This window comes from Agromyces sp. GXS1127 (assembly GCF_050565425.1).
In the GTDB taxonomy this organism is placed as follows: Bacteria; Actinomycetota; Actinomycetes; order Actinomycetales; family Microbacteriaceae; genus Agromyces.
Genome location: NZ_JBOCIG010000002.1, coordinates 121390 through 143003, shown reverse-complemented (window position 1 = coordinate 143003; position 21614 = coordinate 121390). Strand labels below are relative to the sequence as shown.

The 21614-nt window shown below is 73.2% G+C and carries 17 protein-coding genes and 1 pseudogene; 12 read left to right on the top strand and 6 right to left on the bottom strand.

Annotation, left to right across the window (positions count from 1 at the left end; translation table 11 throughout):
• Window positions 1-5: 5 nt before the first annotated feature.
• The 6 genes from ACQ393_RS03670 (at window position 6) to mutM (ending at window position 6301) form a co-directional block, all read left to right on the top strand.
• Window positions 6-1376, top strand: a complete 1371-nt coding sequence (locus ACQ393_RS03670; protein ID WP_430645469.1) for a DUF58 domain-containing protein — start codon at window positions 6-8, stop codon at window positions 1374-1376.
• Entirely contained in the window at window positions 1366-3750 is a 2385-nt protein-coding gene (locus ACQ393_RS03665) for a transglutaminaseTgpA domain-containing protein (protein ID WP_430645468.1), read from the top strand. The genes ACQ393_RS03670 and ACQ393_RS03665 overlap by 11 nt, the downstream gene beginning before the upstream one ends.
• A gap of 11 nt (window positions 3751-3761) precedes the next feature.
• Complete coding sequence (locus ACQ393_RS03660) at window positions 3762-4325, top strand: YceD family protein (RefSeq protein ID WP_430645467.1); 564 nt, start codon at window positions 3762-3764, stop codon at window positions 4323-4325.
• Window positions 4326-4334: 9 nt separating this feature from the next.
• Window positions 4335-4538, top strand: coding sequence for a 50S ribosomal protein L32 (rpmF, locus tag ACQ393_RS03655; protein WP_092669520.1), 204 nt, complete (start codon window positions 4335-4337; stop codon window positions 4536-4538).
• 76 nt (window positions 4539-4614) lie between these two features.
• On the top strand, window positions 4615-5277 hold the full coding sequence (gene rnc / locus ACQ393_RS03650) for a ribonuclease III (protein ID WP_430645803.1): 663 nt from the start codon (window positions 4615-4617) through the stop codon (window positions 5275-5277).
• A gap of 1 nt (window position 5278) precedes the next feature.
• Entirely contained in the window at window positions 5279-6301 is a 1023-nt protein-coding gene (mutM, locus tag ACQ393_RS03645; protein ID WP_430645466.1) for a bifunctional DNA-formamidopyrimidine glycosylase/DNA-(apurinic or apyrimidinic site) lyase, read from the top strand.
• Here the strand turns inward: mutM and ACQ393_RS03640 are convergent.
• From ACQ393_RS03640 to ACQ393_RS03630, 3 genes and pseudogenes are all read right to left on the bottom strand, one after another.
• On the bottom strand, window positions 6243-6839 hold the full coding sequence (locus tag ACQ393_RS03640; RefSeq protein WP_430645825.1) for an N-acetyltransferase family protein: 597 nt from the start codon (window positions 6837-6839) through the stop codon (window positions 6243-6245). The genes mutM and ACQ393_RS03640 overlap by 59 nt on opposite strands.
• 80 nt (window positions 6840-6919) lie before the next feature.
• Window positions 6920-7144, bottom strand: a pseudogene (locus ACQ393_RS03635) (GNAT family N-acetyltransferase); the annotation flags it as partial.
• A 224-nt stretch (window positions 7145-7368) separates the two neighbouring features.
• Window positions 7369-8439: a GNAT family N-acetyltransferase gene (locus ACQ393_RS03630; protein WP_430645465.1), complete on the bottom strand. Its 1071-nt coding sequence runs from the start codon at window positions 8437-8439 to the stop codon at window positions 7369-7371.
• A gap of 177 nt (window positions 8440-8616) precedes the next feature.
• On the opposite strand from ACQ393_RS03630, the gene smc reads away from it, so the two are divergent.
• The gene (smc, locus tag ACQ393_RS03625; RefSeq protein ID WP_430645464.1) at window positions 8617-12147 is read left to right on the top strand and encodes a chromosome segregation protein SMC; all 3531 of its coding nucleotides are present in this window, start codon (window positions 8617-8619) and stop codon (window positions 12145-12147) included.
• Between the two features lie 31 nt (window positions 12148-12178).
• On the opposite strand, the gene ACQ393_RS03620 is transcribed toward smc, so the two are convergent.
• Both ACQ393_RS03620 and ACQ393_RS03615 read right to left on the bottom strand, forming a co-directional pair.
• Entirely contained in the window at window positions 12179-13843 is a 1665-nt protein-coding gene (locus ACQ393_RS03620; RefSeq protein WP_430645463.1) for an alpha-amylase family protein, read from the bottom strand.
• Between the two features lie 4 nt (window positions 13844-13847).
• Complete coding sequence (locus tag ACQ393_RS03615; RefSeq protein ID WP_430645462.1) at window positions 13848-14834, bottom strand: TIGR03885 family FMN-dependent LLM class oxidoreductase; 987 nt, start codon at window positions 14832-14834, stop codon at window positions 13848-13850.
• Between the two features lie 229 nt (window positions 14835-15063).
• On the opposite strand from ACQ393_RS03615, the gene ftsY reads away from it, so the two are divergent.
• The 4 genes from ftsY (at window position 15064) to ACQ393_RS03595 (ending at window position 19618) form a co-directional block, all read left to right on the top strand.
• A complete protein-coding gene (ftsY, locus tag ACQ393_RS03610) occupies window positions 15064-15939 on the top strand; it encodes a signal recognition particle-docking protein FtsY (protein WP_430645461.1) in 876 nt (291 codons plus the stop codon).
• 16 nt (window positions 15940-15955) lie between these two features.
• Window positions 15956-16444 (top strand): hypothetical protein, encoded by a 489-nt coding sequence (locus ACQ393_RS03605; RefSeq protein WP_430645460.1) that lies wholly within the window; start codon window positions 15956-15958, stop codon window positions 16442-16444.
• Window positions 16445-16510: 66 nt separating this feature from the next.
• Window positions 16511-18100 (top strand): signal recognition particle protein, encoded by a 1590-nt coding sequence (gene ffh, locus ACQ393_RS03600; protein WP_430645459.1) that lies wholly within the window; start codon window positions 16511-16513, stop codon window positions 18098-18100.
• A gap of 84 nt (window positions 18101-18184) precedes the next feature.
• The gene (locus tag ACQ393_RS03595) at window positions 18185-19618 is read left to right on the top strand and encodes a GH1 family beta-glucosidase (protein WP_430645458.1); all 1434 of its coding nucleotides are present in this window, start codon (window positions 18185-18187) and stop codon (window positions 19616-19618) included.
• Between the two features lie 26 nt (window positions 19619-19644).
• Here the strand turns inward: ACQ393_RS03595 and ACQ393_RS03590 are convergent, their stop codons facing one another.
• Entirely contained in the window at window positions 19645-20796 is a 1152-nt protein-coding gene (locus ACQ393_RS03590; protein ID WP_430645457.1) for a glutamate--cysteine ligase, read from the bottom strand.
• A 151-nt stretch (window positions 20797-20947) separates the two neighbouring features.
• Here ACQ393_RS03590 and ACQ393_RS03585 point away from each other — a divergent pair, with 151 nt between their 5' ends.
• Window positions 20948-21610 (top strand): GntR family transcriptional regulator, encoded by a 663-nt coding sequence (locus ACQ393_RS03585; protein WP_430645456.1) that lies wholly within the window; start codon window positions 20948-20950, stop codon window positions 21608-21610.
• The last annotated feature ends 4 nt before the right edge of the window (window positions 21611-21614 follow it).

Here is a 21614-nt window from a genome sequence, read left to right as displayed (position 1 = left end):
TCGGGATGTCGCGGGCCGGCCGCGTGCGGCACCAGGCGCGTCCTCGCCTGACCCCGCGAGGGATCGCGCTCATGGCCGTGGGCGGCATCCTCTTCGGCGTCGCCCTCTGGTTCGACCTCCGCGACATCCTCCTGCTCGCCGCCGTCGGCATCGCGATGCCGCTCGCGGCCCTCGGTTTCCTCGCTGCGCGCCCGCCTCGGCTCGCCGTCCACCGCACCTTCGAGCCCCCGGTCGTCGGCGCCGGCCACGCGACGACGGTCCGGCTGCGCGTGCACAACCGGAGCCGTCGCGCGTTCGACGGCGCCCACTGGCGCGACCTCGCCTCGCCCGCGCTGCGTCCGCCGCCCGAGGCGATCCTGCCGGCCGTCGGCCGCACCGAGGGGATGATGCCCTCCGGCGACGACACCGTCGGCCTGGAGTACCGGCTGCGGACGCCTCGCCGCGGCGTGTTCGACGTGGGCCCGCTCCGGATCTCGGTCACCGACCCGTTCGGACTGGCCCGTATCGACCGGGTCGCGGGCGGCGCACGCGAGCTCGTCGTCACGCCGCGCGTGACGACGCTCGAGCCGGCGGTCGGGCTCCTCGCGAGCGTCGACGGCACGGTCCACGCGCTGCAGCGACGCACCCGACCGAACAGCGACGAGCTCATCGCTCGCGAGTACCGCTACGGCGACCCGCTCCGCAGGGTGCACTGGGCGGCGACCGCGCGCCGCGGCGAGCTGATGGTCCGCGAGGAGGAGCAGCGGGGCGACCCCGAGCTCCGCATCCTGCTCGACACCGCACTCGGGGGCCGGGCATCGCACCCCGCGACGGGCGGCCCGCGCGACGATGCCGACGCCCTCGACCCGGCGTTCGAGCTCGGCGTCGAGCTCGCCGCGTCGCTCGCCGTGCACCTGCTGTCGCGGGGCTTCCGCGTGCGGCTGGACCCCGTCGAGGATCCCGCGGCCCCGGCCCCGCCCATCGCCCCCGAAGCCGGCGGATACCGCGCCGCCGGCGGCGACGTGGCGCTCCTCGAGGACCTCGCGCGACTCGAGCCGCCGCGCCGGGAGACGGGCCGCGCCCTGCCCCGCGAACCGAGGCGCAACCCGACCGCCCCGGCCGTCACCGCACGGCGCGACACGCGGATGCCGGCGATCGCCGTGCTCGTCGATCCCTCGGGCGATGCCGCGGAGACCCTCGTCGCGCTGCGCACGTCCGTCGAGCCCGCGATCGCCTTCGCCGCCGAGAGCGTCTCCGCGCGCATCGTGGAGCGACTCGAGGAGGCCGACTGGCGCGTGATCCGCGTGCGCCGGCCCGCCGACCTGCCCGCTGCATGGCAGGAGGCATGGCGGTCCGCACGGGAGGCCGTACGGGGCGGAGGGCGCCATGGGGCCTGACCGCTACCCGCTGACCCGCGCCCAGTCGCTGGCGCTGTCGGGTGCGAGCCTGCTGCTGCTGCTCGTCGCGACGACCGCGCTCGGGCCGCTCATCGCGGGCAGCGGATGGTGGTGGGCGGGCGCCGTCGTCGGCCTCGCCGTCATCGGCGGCGGGGCGGCGATGCGCGCGCTGCGGACGCCGCCGTCGCTCGTGCCGCCCCTCCAGCTCGTCGCGATGCTGGTCGCGCTCACGCTCCTCTTCGGCGGTGCCACGAGCATCGCGCTCGTCATCCCCACGCCCGACACCTTCGCCGTGTTCGGCGAGCTCGCCGAGGGCGCACGCCGCACCATCGAGCAGCAGTCCGTGCCGGCCGTGCCCGTGCCCGCCCTCGTCTTCGCGATCGCGGTCGGCGTCGGCCTCATCGCGGTGCTCCTCGACCTGCTCGTGCAGACGGTCCGGGTGCCCGCGCTCGCCGCGATCCCGATGCTGGTGCCCGTGCTCGTGCCCGGGCTGTTCGTGGCCGACGGCGCCGAGGCGCCGGCGATCGTGCTCACGGCGGCCGCCTACCTGCTCCTGCTCCGCGTCGACGTGCGCGTCCGACGCGCCGCGGAGCTCCTCCAGGAGGACGACCGCGACGACGCCCCCGTCGTCAGCGCACCGAGACGGGCGCCGATCGTGTCGACCATGGGCGCGTCGCTCGGGCTCGCCGCGATCGGGCTCGTCGCGGCATCCGTCATCGCCGCGGCCACGCCGAGCGTCAGCACGAGCTTCCTCGTCGGCACGGGCGGCCCGGCCACGCTGTTCGCGCGCGGCGTGAGCCCGTACGTCGACCTGGGCCGCGACCTCCGCCGACCCGACCCGGTGCCGGCGTTCTCGTACGTCTCGCCCGAGGGCGTGCGGCCGTACTTCACGCTGCTGACCGTGGAGCGCCTCGAGGGCCGGGTGTGGTCGGCGACCGACCGCGCGGTCGACGGCGACAACACGCTCGGCACCCTTCCCGGGCCCGACGGACTCGCCGCCGACGTGCTCGTCGAGCCCAAGCCCATCGCCGTGCAGGTCGACCAGGTGCGGACCGCCTGGCTGCCGGTGCCGTATCCCTCGAACGAGGTCAGCGGGGTGAGCGGATCCTGGTTCTGGGACGAGGGCACGCTCAACGTCCGCAGCGTCGACTCGACGACCGTCGGGCAGCAGTACCGCCTCACGCACCTCGACGTGCAGCCCGACGCGGCGCAGCTCCGCTCGGCGCCGTCCGTGCCCGACCGTGCCGTGGCGGAGGCGACGCGGCGCCTGCCCGACGACCTGCCGCCCGTCATCGCCGAGACGGCCGCGACGATCACCGCATCGTCGGCGACGCCCTACGACGCGGCCGTGGCGATCCAGGCATACCTCCGGGGGTCGGACTTCGAGTACTCCGAGAGCGCCCCGGTCGCGGAGGGCTACGACGGCGCCGGCTTCGATGCGATCGCCGCCTTCCTCGAGCAGCGCGCGGGCTACTGCGTGCACTTCGCCTCGACCATGGCCGTGCTGGCGCGAGAGGTCGGCATCCCGTCGCGCATCTCCATCGGCTACACCGCCGGCACGCCGGGCGACGGGCGGGTGGACGGCGACGTCGTCATCGAGGTGGACTCGCACGACCTGCACGCGTGGCCCGAGCTCTACTTCGAGGGCGTCGGCTGGGTGCCCTTCGAGCCGACGCCGGGCCGGGGGAGCGTCCCCGACTACTCGCGGCCGAACGCCGGACAGGACACCCCGGGCGTCGTCCCGACGGGACCGGCGGCCACGCCGGGTGCGTCCGGGCGGCCCGAGGGCGATCCGGACCGGGCGCTGGGCGGCGGTGCCGGCGTGCAGACGGCGGGCGCCCAGGCCGCGCAGCTCGCCGTCATCGGGCTCGCCGTGGCGATCGTCCTGCTCCTGCCCGCCATGTTCCGTGCGGGCGCGCGCACCGTGCGACGCGGGCGGGTGCGGTCGGGCGACCGGCCGGCGGATGCCGCGTGGCGCGAGCTGCTCGCGACCGCGGTCGACCTCGGCCTCGCCGTCGATCCGCGGCGGACGGTCCGCGGGATCGCCGCCGAGCTCGCGGCCCGCCCGGCGTTCGCGGCCGACCCGGAGCGGCCGGGCGAGCGCACCGCGCCGCTCGCGGCGCTCGAGCGGCTGCGGGACGCCGTCGAGCGCGAACGCTACGGTCGCGTGCGGGGGGCCGGGCCGGCCGACGCGCACGCCGCCGGCGTCGGACCGGATCGCCGGGACGCGCTCCTCGCGGACCTCGCGACGGTGTCGGAGACGCTGCGCGCGGACGCGACATCCGCTCGTCGTGTCGGCGCCGTGCTGCTGCCGGCGTCGCTGCGGCCCTCGGCGCGGGTCGCGCTCGGCCGACCCGCACCTCCCGGCGAGTAGGATCGTCCTTCGTGGCCGTCCAGCATTCCCCCTTCAGCATCAACGTGCGCGACCTCGTCAACCGTCCCGGCGAGATGCGCGAGCAGGAACTCGACGTCCCCGCGCCCGAGCAGTTCGGCGAGGGACTCGTCTCCATCCGGCAGGGTTCGGAGCTCGCGGTGGACGTGCGGCTCGAGTCGGTGCACGAGGGCATCCTCGCGACCGCGGAGGTCGACACGACCGCCGAGGGCGAGTGCGGCCGATGCCTCATCGACATCGCGCTGCCCGTCCGAGTCGAGTTCCAGGAGCTTTTCGCGTATCATTCCGGAGAAGCTTTCGAGTATGAGGTTCAAGACGACCACGTGGATCTTGAACCGCTCATCCGAGATGCGGTAGTGCTGGCACTGCCCTTCCAGCCGGTGTGCCGGCCTGACTGCCCGGGTCTCGACCCCGAGACCGGACAGCGTCTGGCCGAACATCCGGAACTCGTCACCCCCGTCGAGCACGACCCGCGTTGGGCCGCGCTCGCGGGGTTCACGGCTTCCGAAGACGAGGGCGCGGATCACGCATCCGACGCCGACCAGCAGAGAGATTGAGAGAGAGTCATGGCTGTTCCCAAGCGGAAGAAGTCACGCGCCAACACCCACGCGCGCCGTTCGCAGTGGAAGGCCGAGGCCCCCACGCTCGTCAAGACCGTCGAGAACGGCAAGGTCACCTACAGCCTCCCGCACCGCGCACGCGTGGTCGAGGACTCGGCGGGCACGCCGCTCTTCCTCGAGTACAAGGGCCGCAAGGTCGCCGACGTCTAAGTCGGCCGTGAACGACGAACGACCGGTCGTGAGGCGCGTCGAGCGCACGGACACCGGGGCGGATGAGCTCGTCCGGCTGCAGCGCACGCTGCGGGTCGAGCTCGACCCCGATCTCCTGCTCCTCGCCCTCACGCACCGGTCGTTCGCGTACGAGAACGGCGGCATCCCGACCAACGAGCGCCTGGAGTTCCTCGGCGACTCGATCCTCGGGCAGGCGGTGACCGTCAAGCTCTTCACCGACCACCCCGAGCTCGACGAGGGCGAGCTGGCCAAGCGCCGCGCGAGCCTCGTGTCGAGCGTCGCCCTCGCCGAGGTCGCCCGGAGCATCGGGCTCGGCCCGTACATCCGGCTCGGCCGCGGCGAGACGATGACGGGCGGCGCCGACAAGCCGTCGATCCTGGCCGACACCGTCGAGGCCGTCATCGGCGCGGCCTACCTCTCACGGGGCGGCGAGGTCGCCACCGACCTCGTGCTGCGGCTCATCACGCCGCTCATGCGCGACCCGGCGCGCTTCGGCGCCGCGATGGACCCGAAGACGAGCCTGCAGGAGATCGCCGCGCGGCGCGGCGCCCCCGCGCCGGCGTACTCGGTGAGCGAGAGCGGTCCCGACCACAACAAGCACTTCGTGGCGACCGTCACGGTCGGCGGGCTCGTGTCCGCGTCGGGCGAGGGCTCGAGCAAGAAGCAGGCCGAGATGGCCGCCGCGCTCGAAGCGTGGACCACGCTGAACCCACGCTGACGTGCCCGAACTGCCCGAGGTCGAGGTCGTCCGCGCCGGACTGGCGCCCGCCGTCACCGGCGCGCGCGTCGTCGCGGTCGAGGTGCTCGACACCCGGTCGCTGAAGCGGCACGAGGCCGGATCCGGCGACTTCGAGACGCTGCTCACCGGCGAACGCATCGAGGCGGCGGTGCGGCGCGGCAAGTTCCTGTGGATGCCGCTCGCCGGCGGTGCCGCCCTCGTCGGCCACCTCGGCATGAGCGGCCAGTTGCTGCTCCGCACGCCCGACCATCCCGGCGACGACCGCCACGCGCGGGTCCGACTGCACCTCGAGCACCCCGTGCACCGCGAGCTCCGCGTCGACTTCGTCGACCAGCGTATCTTCGGATCGATGGCGATCGATCGCATGGTGCCCACGGCCGACGGCGAGCCCGCCGGGTACTCGGCGGGCGTCACCGGGCCGTGGGCGCGCTCCATCCCGTCGCAGGTCGCGCACATCGCCCGCGACCCGCTCGATCCCGCGTTCGACGACGCCGCGTTCGTCGGGGCGCTGGGGCGACGGTCGGCGGGCGTCAAGCGCGTGCTGCTCGACCAGGGCGTGGTCTCCGGGATCGGCAACATCTACGCCGACGAGGCGCTGTGGGCGGTGCGAATGCACGGCGAGCAGCCCGCGTCGAGCCTCAGCCCCCGGCGCGTCCGCGAGCTGCTCGCGGCCGTGCGCGAGGTGCTGCAGAAGGCGCTCGCCGAGGGAGGCACGAGCTTCGACGCGCAGTACGTGAACGTCAACGGCGCGTCGGGGTACTTCGCGCACTCGCTGAACGCGTACGGACGCACCGGCCGCCCGTGTCCGCGATGCGGGACGCCGATCGTGCGCGAAGCGTTCATGAACCGCTCGTCGCACCGCTGCCCGCGCTGCCAGCGGCTGCGCGTCGGATCCCGGCGAGCCGCGGTGCCGGGCGCGGCGGCTCAGCATGCGCCGGCCGCAGTCACCCCCGCTGCCACGTTGCCTGGATCGAATGCGGACGGAAGCCCAGTTCACGGTTGATCGCGAGCATGGGGCCGTTCTCGTCGGCGTTCCACGTGTACACGTCCGTGCGCTGCGGTGCGGCTTCGGCCAGCGCGACGAGGTTCGCGAGCTTCATGCGCATGCCCAGGCCATGGCCGCGGTGGGGGCGGAGCACGAGGGTGTCGTCCTGGTAGGCACCGCGCTTGCCCGGTGCGAGCGTGAGGATCGTGAAGCCCGCGACCTCGCCGTCCGGCGCGATCGCGGCGACCGTCAGGTGCGTGCGCCCGGCCTCGACGGCGCGGGCCTCCTCGTCGAGGATGCGCGCGGCGTCCCAGTGCTCGTCGGGGAAGTCGACCGCGCCGCTCGGCGCTTCGGCCACCATCTGCGAGCGGGCCGCGGCGAACGCCTCCAGGTGTTCCGCGGGCGTGTGGTCGCGCCAGTGCTCGAGCCGGTAGCCGTCGTGCCGCGCGGCCCGGTCGGCGAGCTCGCGGAAGCGCGGAGCCCGGTCCGCGACGGGCAGGCTGCTCGCGACGAGGAGCTGGCCGAGCTCGTACCCGCGTGAGCGCGCGAACCGCACCGACGGCGCATCGGCGGGCGCCTCCGCGCGGCGCGGAGGCGCTCGCCGACGCCGTCGTCGGTGCGGTGCTCGGAGATGAGCAGCGTCGTCCGGCGCCCGGCATCGCGTGCGGATGCCTCGATGGCATCGAGCACGCGCCCGCCGAGGCCGCGGCGACGGTGCGCCGGGTCGACGCCGAGCATCGTGATCATGGGCGCGCCCCCGTCGTCCTCGCGCTCCCACCAGGCGGCGACCGCGGCGACCAGGCGGCCGTCGTCGAAGATCCCGAAGCGTCGTCGCTCGAGGTACGGGTTGCCGCCGAGCACCGCGAGCTCGGCCGCCGAGTAGCTGAACTCGTCGGTGCCGGTCGTCTCGAGCTGGATCCGGCGGGCGAATTCCGCGTAGGCCTCGAGATCCGCCGACTCGGGGATGCCGATGCGGTCGGGCGAGAGGATCCGGCGCAGTGCGCCGGCATCGCCCGTCGACGCGGAATCGCCCGCCGACGCGGCATCGCCCGCCGACGCGGGATCGCGCGCGGATGCGGAGTCGCTCACGACCGCTGCCAGACCGACTCGAGTGCGAACGGGCGGAACCCGAGGGCGATGTTGATGCGGAGCATGTGCTCATTCTCGTCGGCGTTCCAGGTGTAGACGCGCTCGCGCTCCGGGGCGGTCTCGGCGAGGCGAACGAGGTTGACGAGCTTCAGGCGCATCCCGAGCCCGTGTCCCCGGTGCGCGCCGAGCACGATCGTGTCCCACTGCTCGACCGCGGGGGATCCGTCGGGCAGCGAGAGCGCGGTGAAGCCCGCCACCGTCTCATCGGGCGCGATGGCCGCGGCGATCAGCGTCGTCCGCCCGCGCTCGATGGAGCGACGCTCGTCGTCCCGGATCCTGTCGGCGTCCCAGTGCTCGAGCTCGAAGGAGATCGCCCCGGCCGGCGCATCCACCGACATCCGCTCGCGCGCGAACGCGAACGAGTCGACGAGTCCGTCGGGTGCGTGGTCGACCCAGGCGGCGATCCGGTAGGGCGCAGATGCTCCGAGCGCGGCCAGCCGCGATCGCAACTCCTCGGCGCGGCCCACGACGTCGAGCCTGCTCACCCGGTCGAGTTGCCCGAGCGCGTACCCGTGCGCGGCGCCGAACTGCGCAACGGCATCCGCGGCGGGGATGGTGGCATCGCCCTGGGGTGCCGCGAGGCGCGGCCCGGTGCCGTCGTCGGAGCCCAGCACGTGCTCGCCCGAGACGACGAGCCTCGGGTGCCCGGCCGCCGCGGCGGTGCGTTCGGCCTCGGCGAGCAGGCTCGAGCCGATCGCCTCGCGCCGGCGTCCGCGGTCGACGCCGAGCATCGGCAGGTAGGCGGTCCGCGCCTCGTCGTCGAGCTCCCACTCGAGTTCGGCGGCGCCCACGAGCGCGTCGCCGTCGAACGCACCCAGCGCGAGGCTTCGACGGTGCCGATCGGGAGCGAGGTCGACGAGCAGCTCGCGCGGCGTCCGAGCGAGCTCGGCGGTGCCGAGCCGTTCGAGTTCGATCCGATCCATCAGCGCGGCGTAGTCGACGAGTTCGCCCGCATCGGCGTCCTCGACGGTCGCGGGCAGTCGGATCGGGCGGATCTCCACGGCCACGGCGGTGCTCCCTCCGCCCCGCGGCGAGCGCCTGCGGAGCACGCCAGCCTAGCCGTGCCGGGCGGCCTCCGGTAGGAGGGATGCCTGATCACGGCGGGTGCGCACGGGCCCGCGGCATCCGCTCGGGTACGCTCGTGCGAGGCACCAGCACCATCACGCCGCGGAATCCGGGGGGACATGCACCTCAAGAGCCTCACCATGAAGGGCTTCAAGTCCTTCGCGCAGCCGACCACCTTCGCCTTCGAGCCCGGGGTCACGTGCATCGTCGGCCCCAACGGCTCCGGCAAGTCGAACGTCGTCGACGCGCTCGCCTGGGTGATGGGGGAGCAGGGCGCGAAGACCCTGCGGGGCGGCAAGATGGAGGACGTCATCTTCGCGGGCACCTCGACCCGCGGGCCGCTCGGGCGCGCCGAGGTGAGCCTCACGATCGACAACTCGGACGGCGCGCTGCCGATCGAGTACACCGAGGTCACCATCTCGCGCACGCTCTTCCGGAACGGCGGCAGCGAGTACGCCATCAACGGCGAGCAGTGCCGACTGCTCGACGTGCAGGAGCTGCTCAGCGACTCCGGCCTCGGCCGCGAGATGCACGTCATCGTCGGCCAGGGCCAGCTCGACCAGGTGCTGCACGCGAGCCCCGAGGACCGCCGCGGGTTCATCGAGGAGGCCGCGGGCATCCTCAAGCACCGCCGCCGGAAGGAGAAGACGCTCCGCAAGCTCGACGCCATGCAGGCCAACCTCACGCGGCTCACCGACCTCGCCGCCGAGCTCCGGCGGCAGCTCAAGCCGCTCGGCCGGCAGGCCGAGGTCGCGCGCGAAGCGGCCGGCATCGCCGCGGTCGTCCGCGACGCGAAGGCCCGGCTCGTGGCCGACGAGGTCGTCGAGCTCCGGCGCGCGCTCGAGACCGCAGGGCGGACCGAGCACGAGCGGCACGCCGAGCGACTCGTGCTCCAGCAGGAGCTCGAACGTCACCAGGCGCACATCGACCGGCTCGAGCAGGCCCAGGGCGGCGACGACGTCGACCGGGCCCGCGCCGTGAGCTTCGCGCTCGAGCAGTCCGAGGCGCGGCTGCGGTCGCTCGATTCGCTCGCCCGGCAGCGCATCGCGCTGCTCTCCGCCGCCGACGAGGGCACGGATGCCGCGCCGACCGTCACGCTCGCCGACATCGAGGCCGCGCGGGGCGAGCTCGACGGTATCCGCGCAGGCGTCGGCGAGGCGGCATCCGCCCTCGACGCGGCGAACGCCACCACCCGCGACGCGCGGACCGCGCTCGACGCCGTCGACGAGGAGATCGCCGCGCAGGCGTCGCGCGTCAGCGAATACGACCTGCGGGCCTCGCAGCTGACGGGCCGGGCGGATGCCGCGGCGTCGAAGCTCGCGGCAGTGCGCGGCGAGGTGCTCCGGCACCGGGACGCCCTCGACGCGGCCCAGCTCCGACGGGAGACCGCTGCGGCCGAGCTCGCGCGCGTGGAGGCCGAATCCGACGCCGACCCCGCCTCGGCGACCGACCTCGACGAGGCGTACGAGCTCGCCCAGGCGGCCGTGTTCGAGGCCGAGGGTGAGATCGAGCAGCTCCGCGAGGCGCTGCACGAACGCGAACGCGAGCGCGACGCGCTCGGCGCCCGGGTCGCCGCGCTGTCCATGGCGCTCGACCAGAAGGACGGCTCGGCCGCGCTCGCCGCGTCCGGCACCTCCGGCGTGCGAGGCCTGCTCGCCGAGCACCTGCGCGTCGAGCCCGGCTACGAGGCCGCGATCGCCGCGGCGCTCGGACCGCTCGCCGAGTCGGTGCTCGTGGACGACCGCGATGCGGCGCTCAGGGCCGTCGGGGTCGCGACCGACGACGACCTCGGCCGCGTCGCGCTCACGATCGCCGAGCCGGGCGTCGGCGGCACCGGCGCCGCGCCGGCCCTCGCCGTCGACGGACTGACGCCCGCCGCCGACGTGGTCGCCGCCCCGCCCGGCATCCTGGCCCTGCTCGGCGAGGTGCTCGTCGCCGAGGACCTCGATGCGGTTCGCGCCGCCGGACCGGCGATCGCCGCGCTCGACCGCCCCGCGACCGTGATCACGCGCGACGGCACGGTCGTCGGTCGCTATGTCGTCCACGGCGGCTCGGGGCGCACCCAGAGCCGGATCGAGCTCATCGCCGAGCGCGACCGCGCCGAGGCCCGCCTCGAGGAGGTCCGCTCCGCGATCGAGCGCGCCCGCTTCGACCTCGACGAGCAGCGCGGCAACGCCGAGCACGCGAAGGAGCAGTCGAAGCTCGCGCTCACGGCGCTCCGCGAGTTCGACGCCCAGCTCGCCCAGCGCACCGAAGCCCTGAACCGCGCGCGCGTGCAGGCCGAGGCCGCCGCGGCCGAGACCGATCGACTGGCCGATGCGCTCCGCACCGCGGAGGAGCGCATCGCCGAGGCCGAGCAGGCGGCGGCCCAGGCGAAGGGCGAGCTCGAGGCCGCGCGCGCCGAACCCCGCCCGGTGCTCGAGGGCGACCGGCGCGACGGCGCACTCGCCGCCCTCGAACGCGCACGCGAGGGCGAGGTCGAGGCGAGGCTCCGGCTCGAGACCGCGCGCGAACGCGTCCGCGCGGAGGAGGCGCGCATCGCCGCGATGGAGCGCCAGCACGAAGCCGAACGCCGTGCCGCCGACGAGGCCGCGCGCCGCGCCGTCATCCGCCGTGCGCAGCTCGAGGCGGCATCCCGGGTCGCCGACGCCCTGCCCCCGGTCCTCGCGGCCGTCGGCCGCTCGGTCGCCGAGGCGCGAGTCGCCCTCGCCGCGGCCGAGGCCGAGCGCGCGAGCCGCAATGAGGAGGTCCAGGCCGCCCGGCGCGCCGAGGCATCCGTTCGCGAACGCCTGCAGGCGGTCACCGAGGACGTGCACGGGCTCGAGCTGCGCATCTACGAGAAGAAGCTGCACGTCGGCTCGCTCGTCGAACGTGCAGAGAGCGAGCTCGGTCTCGGCGAGGACGTCCTCGTCGCCGAGTACGGGCCCGACCAGCCGATCCCCGACGAGACCGACCCCGACGCCGAACCGCGGCCGTTCGTACGCGCCGAGCAGCAGAAGCGGCTTCAGGGCGCCGAGCGCAAGCTCGCGCAGCTCGGACGCGTCAACCCGCTCGCGCTCGAGGAGTTCGCGGCGCTCGAGCAGCGCCACCAGTTCCTCACCGAGCAGCTCACCGACCTCGCCAACACGCGCAAGGACCTCCTCACGATCATCGAGGAGATCGACGGTCGCATGGAGTCGATCTTCCGCTCGGCGTTCGAGGACACCCGGGCGGCCTTCGCCGAGGTGTTCCCGGTGCTGTTCCCGGGCGGTGAGGGGCGCATCGCGCTGACGAACCCCGACGACCTGCTCACGACGGGCATCGAGGTGAGCGTCAAGCCCGCGGGCAAGAAGATCGAACGGCTCTCACTGCTCTCCGGCGGCGAGCGCTCGCTCGCGGCGGTCGCGCTGCTCATGGCGATCTTCAAGGCGCGCCCGAGCCCGTTCTACATCATGGACGAGGTCGAGGCCGCGTTGGACGATGCGAACCTCGGGCGGCTCCTCACGACGTTCGAGGACCTGCGCGAGGCGAGCCAGCTCATCGTCATCACGCACCAGAAGCGCACGATGGAGATCGCCGACGCGCTCTACGGCGTGTCCATGCGCCAGGACGGCGTCTCGGCGGTCGTCGGCCAGCGGGTGCGCGAGGAGCTCGAGGCCCGGGCGAGCTGACCTGAGCGGATGGCGCGCCCGCGCCATCCGCTCAGGTCAGTCGTCGGTCGCCCGGCGCGAGCACGCGGAACCAGCGGTACCCGTAGGCGTCGAGCTCGACGTCGACGCGGCCGCGCTCGTCGATCTCGTCGGCGTCGACGGCGAACAGGTCCGAGAGCACCGCGCCGTCCGGGACGTCGCCGAGTTCGAGCGTCACGCGCACCGGTCGCGGTGCGAAGTTGTGCAGCGCGACGAACCGCAGGTGGTCCTCGGTGATCCGGTGCGCGAGCACCGCCGGCTCGCCGACGTCGAGCAGCTCGAACCGGCCCCAGCCGATCTCGGGCGAGCTCCGGTAGCGCGCGACGAGCCCTCGGATCGTGGCGAGCAGCGAGTCGGGGTCGTGCATCTGCGCCTCGACGTTGACGTGCTCCGGCGCGTAGCCGTCGGAGGGGGGCGAGGCGCAGAGCCGGCTCGCCGCGGCCCGCGAGAACCCGCCGTTCTTCTCGGCCGACCACTGCATGGGCGTGCGCACCGCCTGGCGCTTCTCCTGCTCGCCGTTCTCGCCCATGCCGATCTCCTCGCCGTAGAACAGCACGGGCGTGCCGGGCAGCGAGAACAGCAGGCTGTACGCCATGCGCACGCGGCGCGGATCGCCCTCCATCATCGGCGGCAGCCGGCGCACGATGCCGCGTCCGTACACGCGCATCCAGTCCTCGGGCGCGAACGCGTCGAAGACCTCCTCGCGCTCGGCGTCGGAGAGCTTGTCGAGCGTCAGCTCGTCGTGGTTCCGCACGAAGTTCGCCCACTGCTTCTCGGGCTCGAGCTGCGGGCGCCGGGCGAGCGTGTCGCGCAGCGGCGTGGCATCCTGCCGCGCGAGCGACAGGTAGAGCCGCTGCATCGCCTCGAAGTCGAACTGGAGGGTGAGCTCGGCCGGGTCGCCCACGCGACCGAAGTACTCGAGCTGCTGGTCGTACGGGAGGTTCACCTCGCCGAGCAGGATGGCCTCGCTCGAGCGCCGCTGGAGGTAGCGGCGGAGGTCCCGCATGAGCTCGTGCGGGTCGCCGATCTCCTCGCCGTCGGGCGGCTCGATGAGGAACGGCACGGCGTCGACGCGGAAGCCCGAGAACCCGAGCTGCAGCCAGAACCCGATGGTCTTCGCGATCTCGTCGCGCACCTCGGGGTTGGCGATGTTGAGGTCGGGCTGGTGACGGTAGAACGTGTGCAGGTAGTACTGCCCGGTCGGCTCGTGCCACTCCCACACGCCGTCCTCCTCGCCTGGGAAGACGCTGGCGGGCGGGTTCGGCGGGATCTCGTCGCGCCAGACGTAGAAGTCACGGAACGGCGCGTTGCGCCCGCGCTTGGCCGACTGGAACCACGGGTGCCGATCCGAGGTGTGGTTCATCACCAGGTCCATGATGACCCGGATGCCGCGATCCCGCGCCGCACGCGTGAACGCGACGACGTCGCCCAGCGACCCCAGGCGCGGGTCCACGCCGAAGAAGTCGACGATGTCGTAGCCGTCGTCCTGGTCGGGCGAGGGCTGGAAGGGCATGAGCCAGATGCACGTCACCCCGAGTTCGGCGAGGTGGTCGAGGCGGTTCGCGAGTCCCTCGAAGTCGCCGGACCCGTCGTCGTTCCAGTCCATGTAGGTCTCGACGTCGAGGCAGTAGACGACGGCGGTCTTCCACCACAGGTCGCCGCGGGCGGTCGCACGCATCCGATCAGCTCCCCGCCCCCGCGGGGACGCCCGCCGCCGACAGCTCCGGGAGCACGTGCTCGCCGAATGCGTCGATGAATCCGCGCTGCTCCTGCCCGACGTGGTGCAGGTAGATGCGGTCGACGCCGAGCTCGGCGAGCTCGAGCAGCGCATCGAGGTGGCGCGAGGTGTCCGACGACGCGAGCAGCGTCCCGGCCACCTCCGACCGCGCGGCGTCGGCCGTGCGCTCGTCGAACGCCTCCGGGCTCTCGAGCTCCCAGGCGAGGTGCGCCGGCACGAGGCTCTGCCGCCACTGGTCGTGCGCGATCGCGACGGCCTCGTCGTCGGTCGGCGCCCAGCTGAGGTGCACCTGCACGCAGATCGGACCGCGCCCGCCGGCGCCGCGGTAGGCGTCCATGAAGTCCCGGAGCGCGCTCCGGTCCTGGTCGACGGTGATCACGCCGTCCGCCCACTCGGCGGTCTCGGCGGCGGTCTCCGTGCTCACCGCGGCCGCGATGAGCGGCGGCGCCTCATCGGGCCGCGTCCAGAGCCGGGCCTCGTGCACGCTGATCGTGCCCTCGTGCGTGACGGTCTCGCCGGCGAGCAGCCGGCGCATGACGTCGATGGTCTCGGCGAGCCGACGGTCGCGCGTGTCCTTGTCGGGCCACGGTTCGCCCGTGATGTGCTCGTTGATCGCCTCGCCGCTGCCGATCGCCGCCCAGAACCGGCCGGGGTACATCTCGCCGAGGGTCGCGATCTTCTGCGCCGCGACGGCGGGATGGTAGCGCTGGCCGGGCGCGGTCACGACGCCGAGCGAGAACGAGGTCGACTGCAGTGCGGCCGCGAGCCACGACCACGCGTACCCCGACTGCCCCTGGCGGACGCTCCAGGGCGCCCAGTGGTCGCTGCACATCGCGGCCTCGAAGCCGGCCTGCTCGGCCTGCACGACGTCGCCCAGGAGGGCGCTCGGCGGGATCTGCTCGTGCGATGCGTGGAATCCGACGAGGGGCATGGGGATCTCCTTCCGTCCGAGGCGATGCTTTCGCGGCGACCTCGGAGCGGCAAGGCCTTGCGACCCCCGGGGTCGCCCGCTATCCCGCGCCCGGGTCCCCGTGCATGATGATCCGGGCGATGGGCCTCGGAGGGCGTGCATCGGCCGGATCCTCGTGCACGGTGATCGTCGCGCATCGGTGGGGCGGACGGGGCGAGCCGGGCCATCCGCCACCCGTAGGCTGGGAGGCATGGTGGAACGCGCATCGTGGTCGCTCGGGTCGGCCCTCCGCAACGTGTTCGGCGCGCGGACGATCGACGAGGACACGTGGGACGACCTCGAGTCGGCCCTCATCCGCGCCGACTTCGGGCCGACGGTCACCGAGGAGATCGTCGAGTCGATCAAGGCCCAGGTCGAGCGGTACCGCACGACCGACCCCCGTGACGTGCAGCGGATGCTGCGCGAGACCGTCGAGGAGCGGCTCGCGAAATACGACCCCACGCTGAAGCTCACCGAGCGCCCCGCGGTCGTGCTCGTCGTCGGGGTGAACGGCGTCGGCAAGACGACGACGATCGGCAAGTTCGCGAAGTTCCTCCGCAACTACGGGAGGAGCGTCGTCGTGGGCGCGGCCGACACCTTCCGAGCCGCCGCGGTCGACCAGCTCGCGACGTGGGCCCAGCGGGCGGGCGCGGAGGTCGTGCGACCGGAACGCGAGGGCCAGGACCCGGCGTCCGTCGCCTTCCAGACCGTCGACTACGCCAAGCGCACCGGCGTCGAGATGGTGATCATCGACACCGCCGGCCGACTGCACACCAAGGGCGGGCTCATGGACGAGCTCGGCAAGATCCGGCGCGTCGTCGAGAAGCAGGCGCCGATCAGCGAGGTGCTGCTCGTGCTCGACGCGACGACCGGCCAGAACGGGCTCGCGCAGGCCGAGGCCTTCATCCAGCACGGCGGGGTGACCGGACTCGTGCTGACCAAGCTCGACGGATCCGCCAAGGGCGGCTTCGTCATCGCGGTGCAGGAGAAGACCGGCCTGCCGATCAAGCTCATCGGGCAGGGCGAGGGCATCGGCGACCTCACGGGCTTCACCCCGCACGTGTTCGCGCAGCAGCTCGTCGGCTGAGAAGGGGAGGGTGCGCATGTCCATGGAGCACGACTACTTCGGACTCGTCGGCGACTACTGGTCGGAGGACGTCGAGTACGGCGACCAGCGCGTCGAGGTGGTCCTCGACGCCGACGCCGACGCGGTCTCGCTCGCGGCGCTGGACGTCGCTGCGACCCTCGTCGGCGAGCTCGAGCTCGTCGACGACGAGCTCAGGTCGGCGTTCGTGACGCAGCTCGACTCGAGCGCGTCGCCCGTGATGCGGTTCCTGGCGACCGTGCTCGACCCCGACCTCGAGCAGGCGGAGGAGGTCGAGGCCGCGATCGGGCGCGACTCCGGCGACCGCCAGATCGACGCGCTGCGCTCGATGTCGCTCATCCGCGTGGATCTCCGCCCCGACGCCGACGAGCCGGGCGACGCGTTCGCGGAGTTCGAGTACGGCCTCGCGGCCGAGGACACCGACGAGCGGCTCGTCGCGTCGATCGACCTCGAGCGCGAGATCGTCGACGTGCGCTTCGAGGGCTGAGCCCGCCGGCCTCGAGCCGGCCCCCGAGCGGATGCCGCGGCGTCGCCCTCTACACTTGAGGGCATCATGGCTACGTTCGGCACCCTCTCCGACCGTCTCACCGAGACGTTCAAGAACCTCCGCACCAAGGGCAAGCTCTCCGCATCGGACGTCGACGGCACCGTCCGCGAGATCCGGCGCGCCCTGCTCGACGCCGACGTCTCGCTCGACGTCGTCAAGACGTTCACGTCGACGGTGCGCGAGCGCGCGCTCGGCGACGAGGTCAACCGTGCGCTGAACCCCGCGCAGCAGGTCGTGCAGATCGTCAACGAGGAGCTCGTCGGCATCCTCGGCGGCCAGCAGCGCCGGCTGCAGTTCGCCAAGACCCCGCCGACGGTCATCATGCTCGCGGGCCTCCAGGGTGCGGGCAAGACGACGCTCGCCGGCAAGCTCGCGAAGTGGCTGAAGAAGGACGGACACACGCCCATGCTCGTGGCGGCCGACCTCCAGCGCCCGAACGCCGTGAACCAGCTCCAGGTCGTCGGCGAGCAGGCCGGCGTGACGGTCTTCGCTCCAGAGCCCGGCAACGGGGTCGGCGACCCGGTGCGCGTCGCGAAGGACGCGCTCGCGCAGGCGCAGCGTGCCCAGCACGACGTGGTCATCATCGACACGGCCGGCCGGCTCGGCGTCGACGCCGAGATGATGAAGCAGGCCGCGAACATCCGGAAGGCGACCAACCCCGACGAGGTGCTCTTCGTCATCGACGCCATGATCGGCCAGGACGCGGTCGCCACCGCGAAGGCCTTCCAGGAGGGCGTCGACTTCACGGGCGTCGTGCTCTCCAAGCTCGACGGCGACGCGCGCGGCGGCGCCGCCCTCTCCGTGGCATCCGTCACGGGCCGGCCCATCATCTTCGCCTCGACGGGCGAGACGCTCGACGACTTCGAGCCGTTCCACCCCGACCGCATGGCGAGCCGGATCCTCGACCTCGGCGACATCCTCACCCTCATCGAGCAGGCCCAGCAGGCCTTCGACGAGGAGGAGGCGCTGAAGGTCGCCGAGAAGATCGCGTCGGAGCAGTTCACGCTCGAGGACTTCCTCGCGCAGATGCAGCAGCTCCGCGGTGCGGGCTCGATCAAGAAGATGCTCGGCATGCTGCCGGGCGCGGGCGGCATGAAGCAGCAGCTCGAGAACTTCGACGAGCGCGAGATCGTGCGCACGGAGGCGATCATCCAGTCGATGACGCCGGCCGAGCGCAAGAACACCAAGCTCCTGAACGGCTCGCGGCGCCTGCGCATCGCGAAGGGCTCGGGCATGACGGTCACCGACGTGAACCAGCTCGTGCAGCGCTTCGAGCAGGCCGCGAAGATGATGAAGACCGTCGCGCGCGGCGGCACGCCGCAGATCCCCGGCATGGGCCCGATCCCGGGCATGGGCGGGCACGGCGGCGGAAAGCGACAGGCCGCGAAGGGCAAGAAGAAGTCGGGCGGCGGCTCGCGCTCGGGCAACCCGGCCAAGCGCGCCGCGGAGAACGCGGCGATCGCCTCGGGCCAGGTGCCCGGTGCGGCCTCGAACGCGCCCGCGGGCTCGGGCTTCGGCCTCGGCGGCGCTGCGGGCGCCAAGGGCGCGCCCTCCGAGGAGGAGATGGCCGCGCTCCAGAAGATGCTCGGTCGCTGACACGACCGCATCGACCTGACGCCGGGGAAGCCCCGGCGTAGTGTTGGACGCGCGGCTCGGGCCGCGGACGAGGACGGAGCGACGATGACGACCGGCGACCCCGACTACCGCGACTCGGACCTCGAGTTCGCACCCGACTTCCTGCTCGGCTCGGCCACTGCGTCGTACCAGATCGAGGGGGCGGCGACCGAGGACGGCCGTGGGCCGTCCATCTGGGACACGTTCAGCCACACCCCGGGCAAGGTCTGGAACGGCGACACCGGCGACGTCGCCTGCGACCACTACCACCGGTGGGAGGCCGACCTCGACCTCATGGCCGAGCTCGGGCTCGAGGCGTACCGGTTCTCGATCGCGTGGCCGCGGATCCAGCCGACCGGACGCGGGCCGGCGTACGAGGCCGGGCTGGCGTTCTACGAGCGCCTCGTCGACGGGCTCATCGCCCGAGGCATCCGCCCCATCGCGACGCTCTACCACTGGGACCTGCCGCAGGCGCTGGAGGACGAGGGCGGCTGGGCGAATCGCGCCACGGCCGAGGCGTTCGCCGACTACGCGCGGATCCTGGGAGAGCGGCTCGGCGACCGTGTCGCCGTCTGGACGACGCTCAACGAGCCGTGGTGCTCGGCGTACCTCGGCTACGGCTCCGGGGCGCACGCGCCCGGGCTCATGGACGGCGCCAAGGCGCTCGCCGCCGTGCACCACCTGAACCTCGCGCACGGCCTCGCCGTCGCCGCCCTGCGAGAGGTCGTGACCAACGACCCCGGCTTCTCGATCACGCTCAACCTGCACGTCATCCGGCCGTCGGGCGAGACCGGGCACGAGGCGGCCCGTCGCATCGACGGGCTCGCCAACCGGGTCTTCCTCGGACCGCTCTTCGGCGACGGGTACCCCGCCGACGTCATCGAGGACACCGCGGAGGTCACGGACTGGTCGTTCGTGAAGCCCGGCGACACCGAGCTCATCGCCCAGCCGATCGACCTGCTCGGCGTGAACTACTACTCGACCGTGACCGTCCGGATGTGGGACGGCGTCTCGCCGCGCGTCAACGCCGACGGGCACAAGGACATGGGCGGCACGCCCTGGCCCGGGTCGCAGCACGTCGAGTTCCTCGAGCAGCCGGGGCCGTACACCGCGATGGGCTGGAACATCGACCCGTCCGGGCTCGAGGACCTGCTCGTCGCGCTGCACGGCGCGTACCCCGAGGTGCCGCTCATGATCACCGAGAACGGCGCGGCCTTCGACGACGTCGTGACCGAGGGGCCCGACGGCCCCGAGGTGCGCGATCTCGACCGCATCGACTACCTGCGGCGGCACTTCACGGCCGCGCATCGCGCGATGGCCCGCGGCGTCGACCTGCGCGGCTACCAGGTGTGGTCGCTCATGGACAACTTCGAGTGGGGCTACGGCTACTCCAAGCGCTTCGGCATCGTGCGCGTCGACTACGACACGCTCGAGCGGCTGCCGAAGGCGAGCGCCCGCTGGTTCGCCGAGCTCATCCGCACCCGGCGCATCCCCGCGTAGCCGGGTCTCGGCACGCGGCCGAGCCGCTACTCGACCACCGTCGGGACGGTGCCCTCGCGCAGTTCCCGGGCGAGATGCGCGACGACCGCGGTGAGGTCGCCCCCGTGCGCCTCGGCGACCCTCAGCTGGCGCTGGTAGCCGGCACCCTCGTCGATCGTCCGACGGATGCGCTGCAGCTCGACGGCGCAGCCGAGGCGGTCGGCGACCGGGGCGAGGGTGATCAGGAGGTCGCGGAGCGCGTCGGCGACGGGACGCTCGGTGCCCGCGGCATCCGTGATGATCTCGGCGTGCATGCCGTAGCGCGCAGCGCGCCACTTGTTCTCGCGCACGTACCAGGGCTGCATGACCGGCAGCGTCTCGCCGTCGTCGAGCCGGGTCGACATCCACTCGACGAGGCACTGGATGAGCGCGGCGATCGCGCCGATCTCGTCGGCCGACGACACGCCGTCGCAGACGCGCACCTCGACCGTTCCCCAGCGCGGCGAGGGGCGGATGTCCCAGCGCACCTCGGTGTGGTCCTCGATGACGCCCGTGCGGACGAGGTCGTCGACGTATCGCTCGTAGGCGCCCCAGTCCGGCAGCTGGTACGGCAGCCCGGCCGTCGGCAGCTGCTGGAACATCAGCGCGCGGTTCGACGCGTAGCCGGTCTCGACGCCCGCCCAGAACGGGCTCGACGCCGACAGTGCCTGCAGGTGCGGGACGAACGCGAGCAGGCCGTCGAGGATCGGGAGCGCCTTGTCGCGCTCCTCGATGCCGACGTGCACGTGGATGCCCCAGATCATCATGTTGCGGCCCCACCAGCGCGTGCGCTCGATGAGCTTGCGGTACCGGGGCTTGTCGGTGAGCCGCTGGTCGTACCACCGGCTGAAGGGGTGCGAGCCGCTGCACATGAGCTCGTACTCGCCGAGCCGGTCGAGCACCGCGCGCACCTCGGCGACCTGGCCGGTGAGGTCGGCGACGGCACCGGCGACGTCGGTGTGGACGCCGCTGACGAGCTCGACCGTGTTGGTCAGGAGTTCGGAGGTGATGAACGGATGCGGCGTGCCGTCGGTTCCGTCGAGCTCGGCGAGCACGCGGTCGCCGACCGAGGCCAGCTCGCCCGTCGATCGGTCGACGATCGCGAGCTCCCACTCGATTCCCAGCGTCGATCGCTCGGATCGCGCGAACTCGATCGCCATGCGGCACCCCCCGTCCCGCGCCCGAGGGCGCAGGGCCATCCTTTCACGGCGGGTGGGATCGGGCCCGGCACCGCGTCGCACGCGATCCGCCCCTGCCGTTCGCCGGCCCCGGCGGCTAGAGTGTGATGCATGACATATCACCGGCTTCGCCATGGTTGAGGCACGCCGGCTGCTCGAGGTCGCGAGTCTCCGCGAACAGGTCGAACGCGCCCTCTCCTCGCGCATCGTCGCCGGCGAGGTGGAGCCCGGGGAGGTGCTGACGGTCCCCACGGCGGCGGCCGAGTTCGGGGTCAGCGCGACGCCCGTGCGCGAGGCGATGCTCGACCTGGCGCGGCGCGGGTTCCTCGAGCCGATGCGGAACCGTGGGTTCCGGGTCACGGAGGTCTCGCTCGACGAGCTCCGCCAGCTCCGCGAGGTGCGGCGACTGCTCGAGGTGCCGCCGATGCGGGAGCTCGCCGGTCGGATCCCGGAGGCGGCGGCGACCGAGCTGCTCGACCTCGCCGCGGAGATCGTGCGGGCGGGCGAGGAGGGCCGGTTCCAGGACTACCTCGAAGCCGACACGCGCTTCCACCTGACCCTGCTCGAGATCGCGGGCAACCGGTTCCTCGTCGACGTCGTGGGAGAGCTGCGGCGGCAGACGCGTCTGACCGGCCTCGTCGAACTCGCCGAATCGGGCGCGCTCACCGAGTCGGCGCTCGAGCACGCCGAGCTCGTCGGGCTGCTCGTGGACGGCCGCGGCGATGCGGCCGCCGACCTGATGTCCCGCCACATCGGTCACGTGGGCGGCATCTGGAGCGGCGAGCGCGAGGACTGAGGCG

Excerpts from the sequence above, each read along its gene's own strand:
- ACQ393_RS03670 (WP_430645469.1), top strand. The coding sequence starts at position 6 with ATGTCGCGGGCCGGCCGCGTGCGGCACCAGGCGCGTCCTCGCCTGACC.
- ACQ393_RS03665 (WP_430645468.1), top strand. The coding sequence starts at position 1,366 with ATGGGGCCTGACCGCTACCCGCTGACCCGCGCCCAGTCGCTGGCGCTG.
- rpmF (WP_092669520.1), top strand. The coding sequence starts at position 4,335 with ATGGCTGTTCCCAAGCGGAAGAAGTCACGCGCCAACACCCACGCGCGC.
- smc (WP_430645464.1), top strand. The coding sequence starts at position 8,617 with ATGCACCTCAAGAGCCTCACCATGAAGGGCTTCAAGTCCTTCGCGCAG.
- ACQ393_RS03620 (WP_430645463.1), bottom strand. The coding sequence starts at position 13,843 with ATGCGTGCGACCGCCCGCGGCGACCTGTGGTGGAAGACCGCCGTCGTC.
- ACQ393_RS03615 (WP_430645462.1), bottom strand. The coding sequence starts at position 14,834 with ATGCCCCTCGTCGGATTCCACGCATCGCACGAGCAGATCCCGCCGAGC.
- ftsY (WP_430645461.1), top strand. The coding sequence starts at position 15,064 with ATGGTGGAACGCGCATCGTGGTCGCTCGGGTCGGCCCTCCGCAACGTG.
- ACQ393_RS03605 (WP_430645460.1), top strand. The coding sequence starts at position 15,956 with ATGTCCATGGAGCACGACTACTTCGGACTCGTCGGCGACTACTGGTCG.
- ffh (WP_430645459.1), top strand. The coding sequence starts at position 16,511 with ATGGCTACGTTCGGCACCCTCTCCGACCGTCTCACCGAGACGTTCAAG.
- ACQ393_RS03595 (WP_430645458.1), top strand. The coding sequence starts at position 18,185 with ATGACGACCGGCGACCCCGACTACCGCGACTCGGACCTCGAGTTCGCA.
- ACQ393_RS03590 (WP_430645457.1), bottom strand. The coding sequence starts at position 20,796 with ATGGCGATCGAGTTCGCGCGATCCGAGCGATCGACGCTGGGAATCGAG.
- ACQ393_RS03585 (WP_430645456.1), top strand. The coding sequence starts at position 20,948 with ATGGTTGAGGCACGCCGGCTGCTCGAGGTCGCGAGTCTCCGCGAACAG.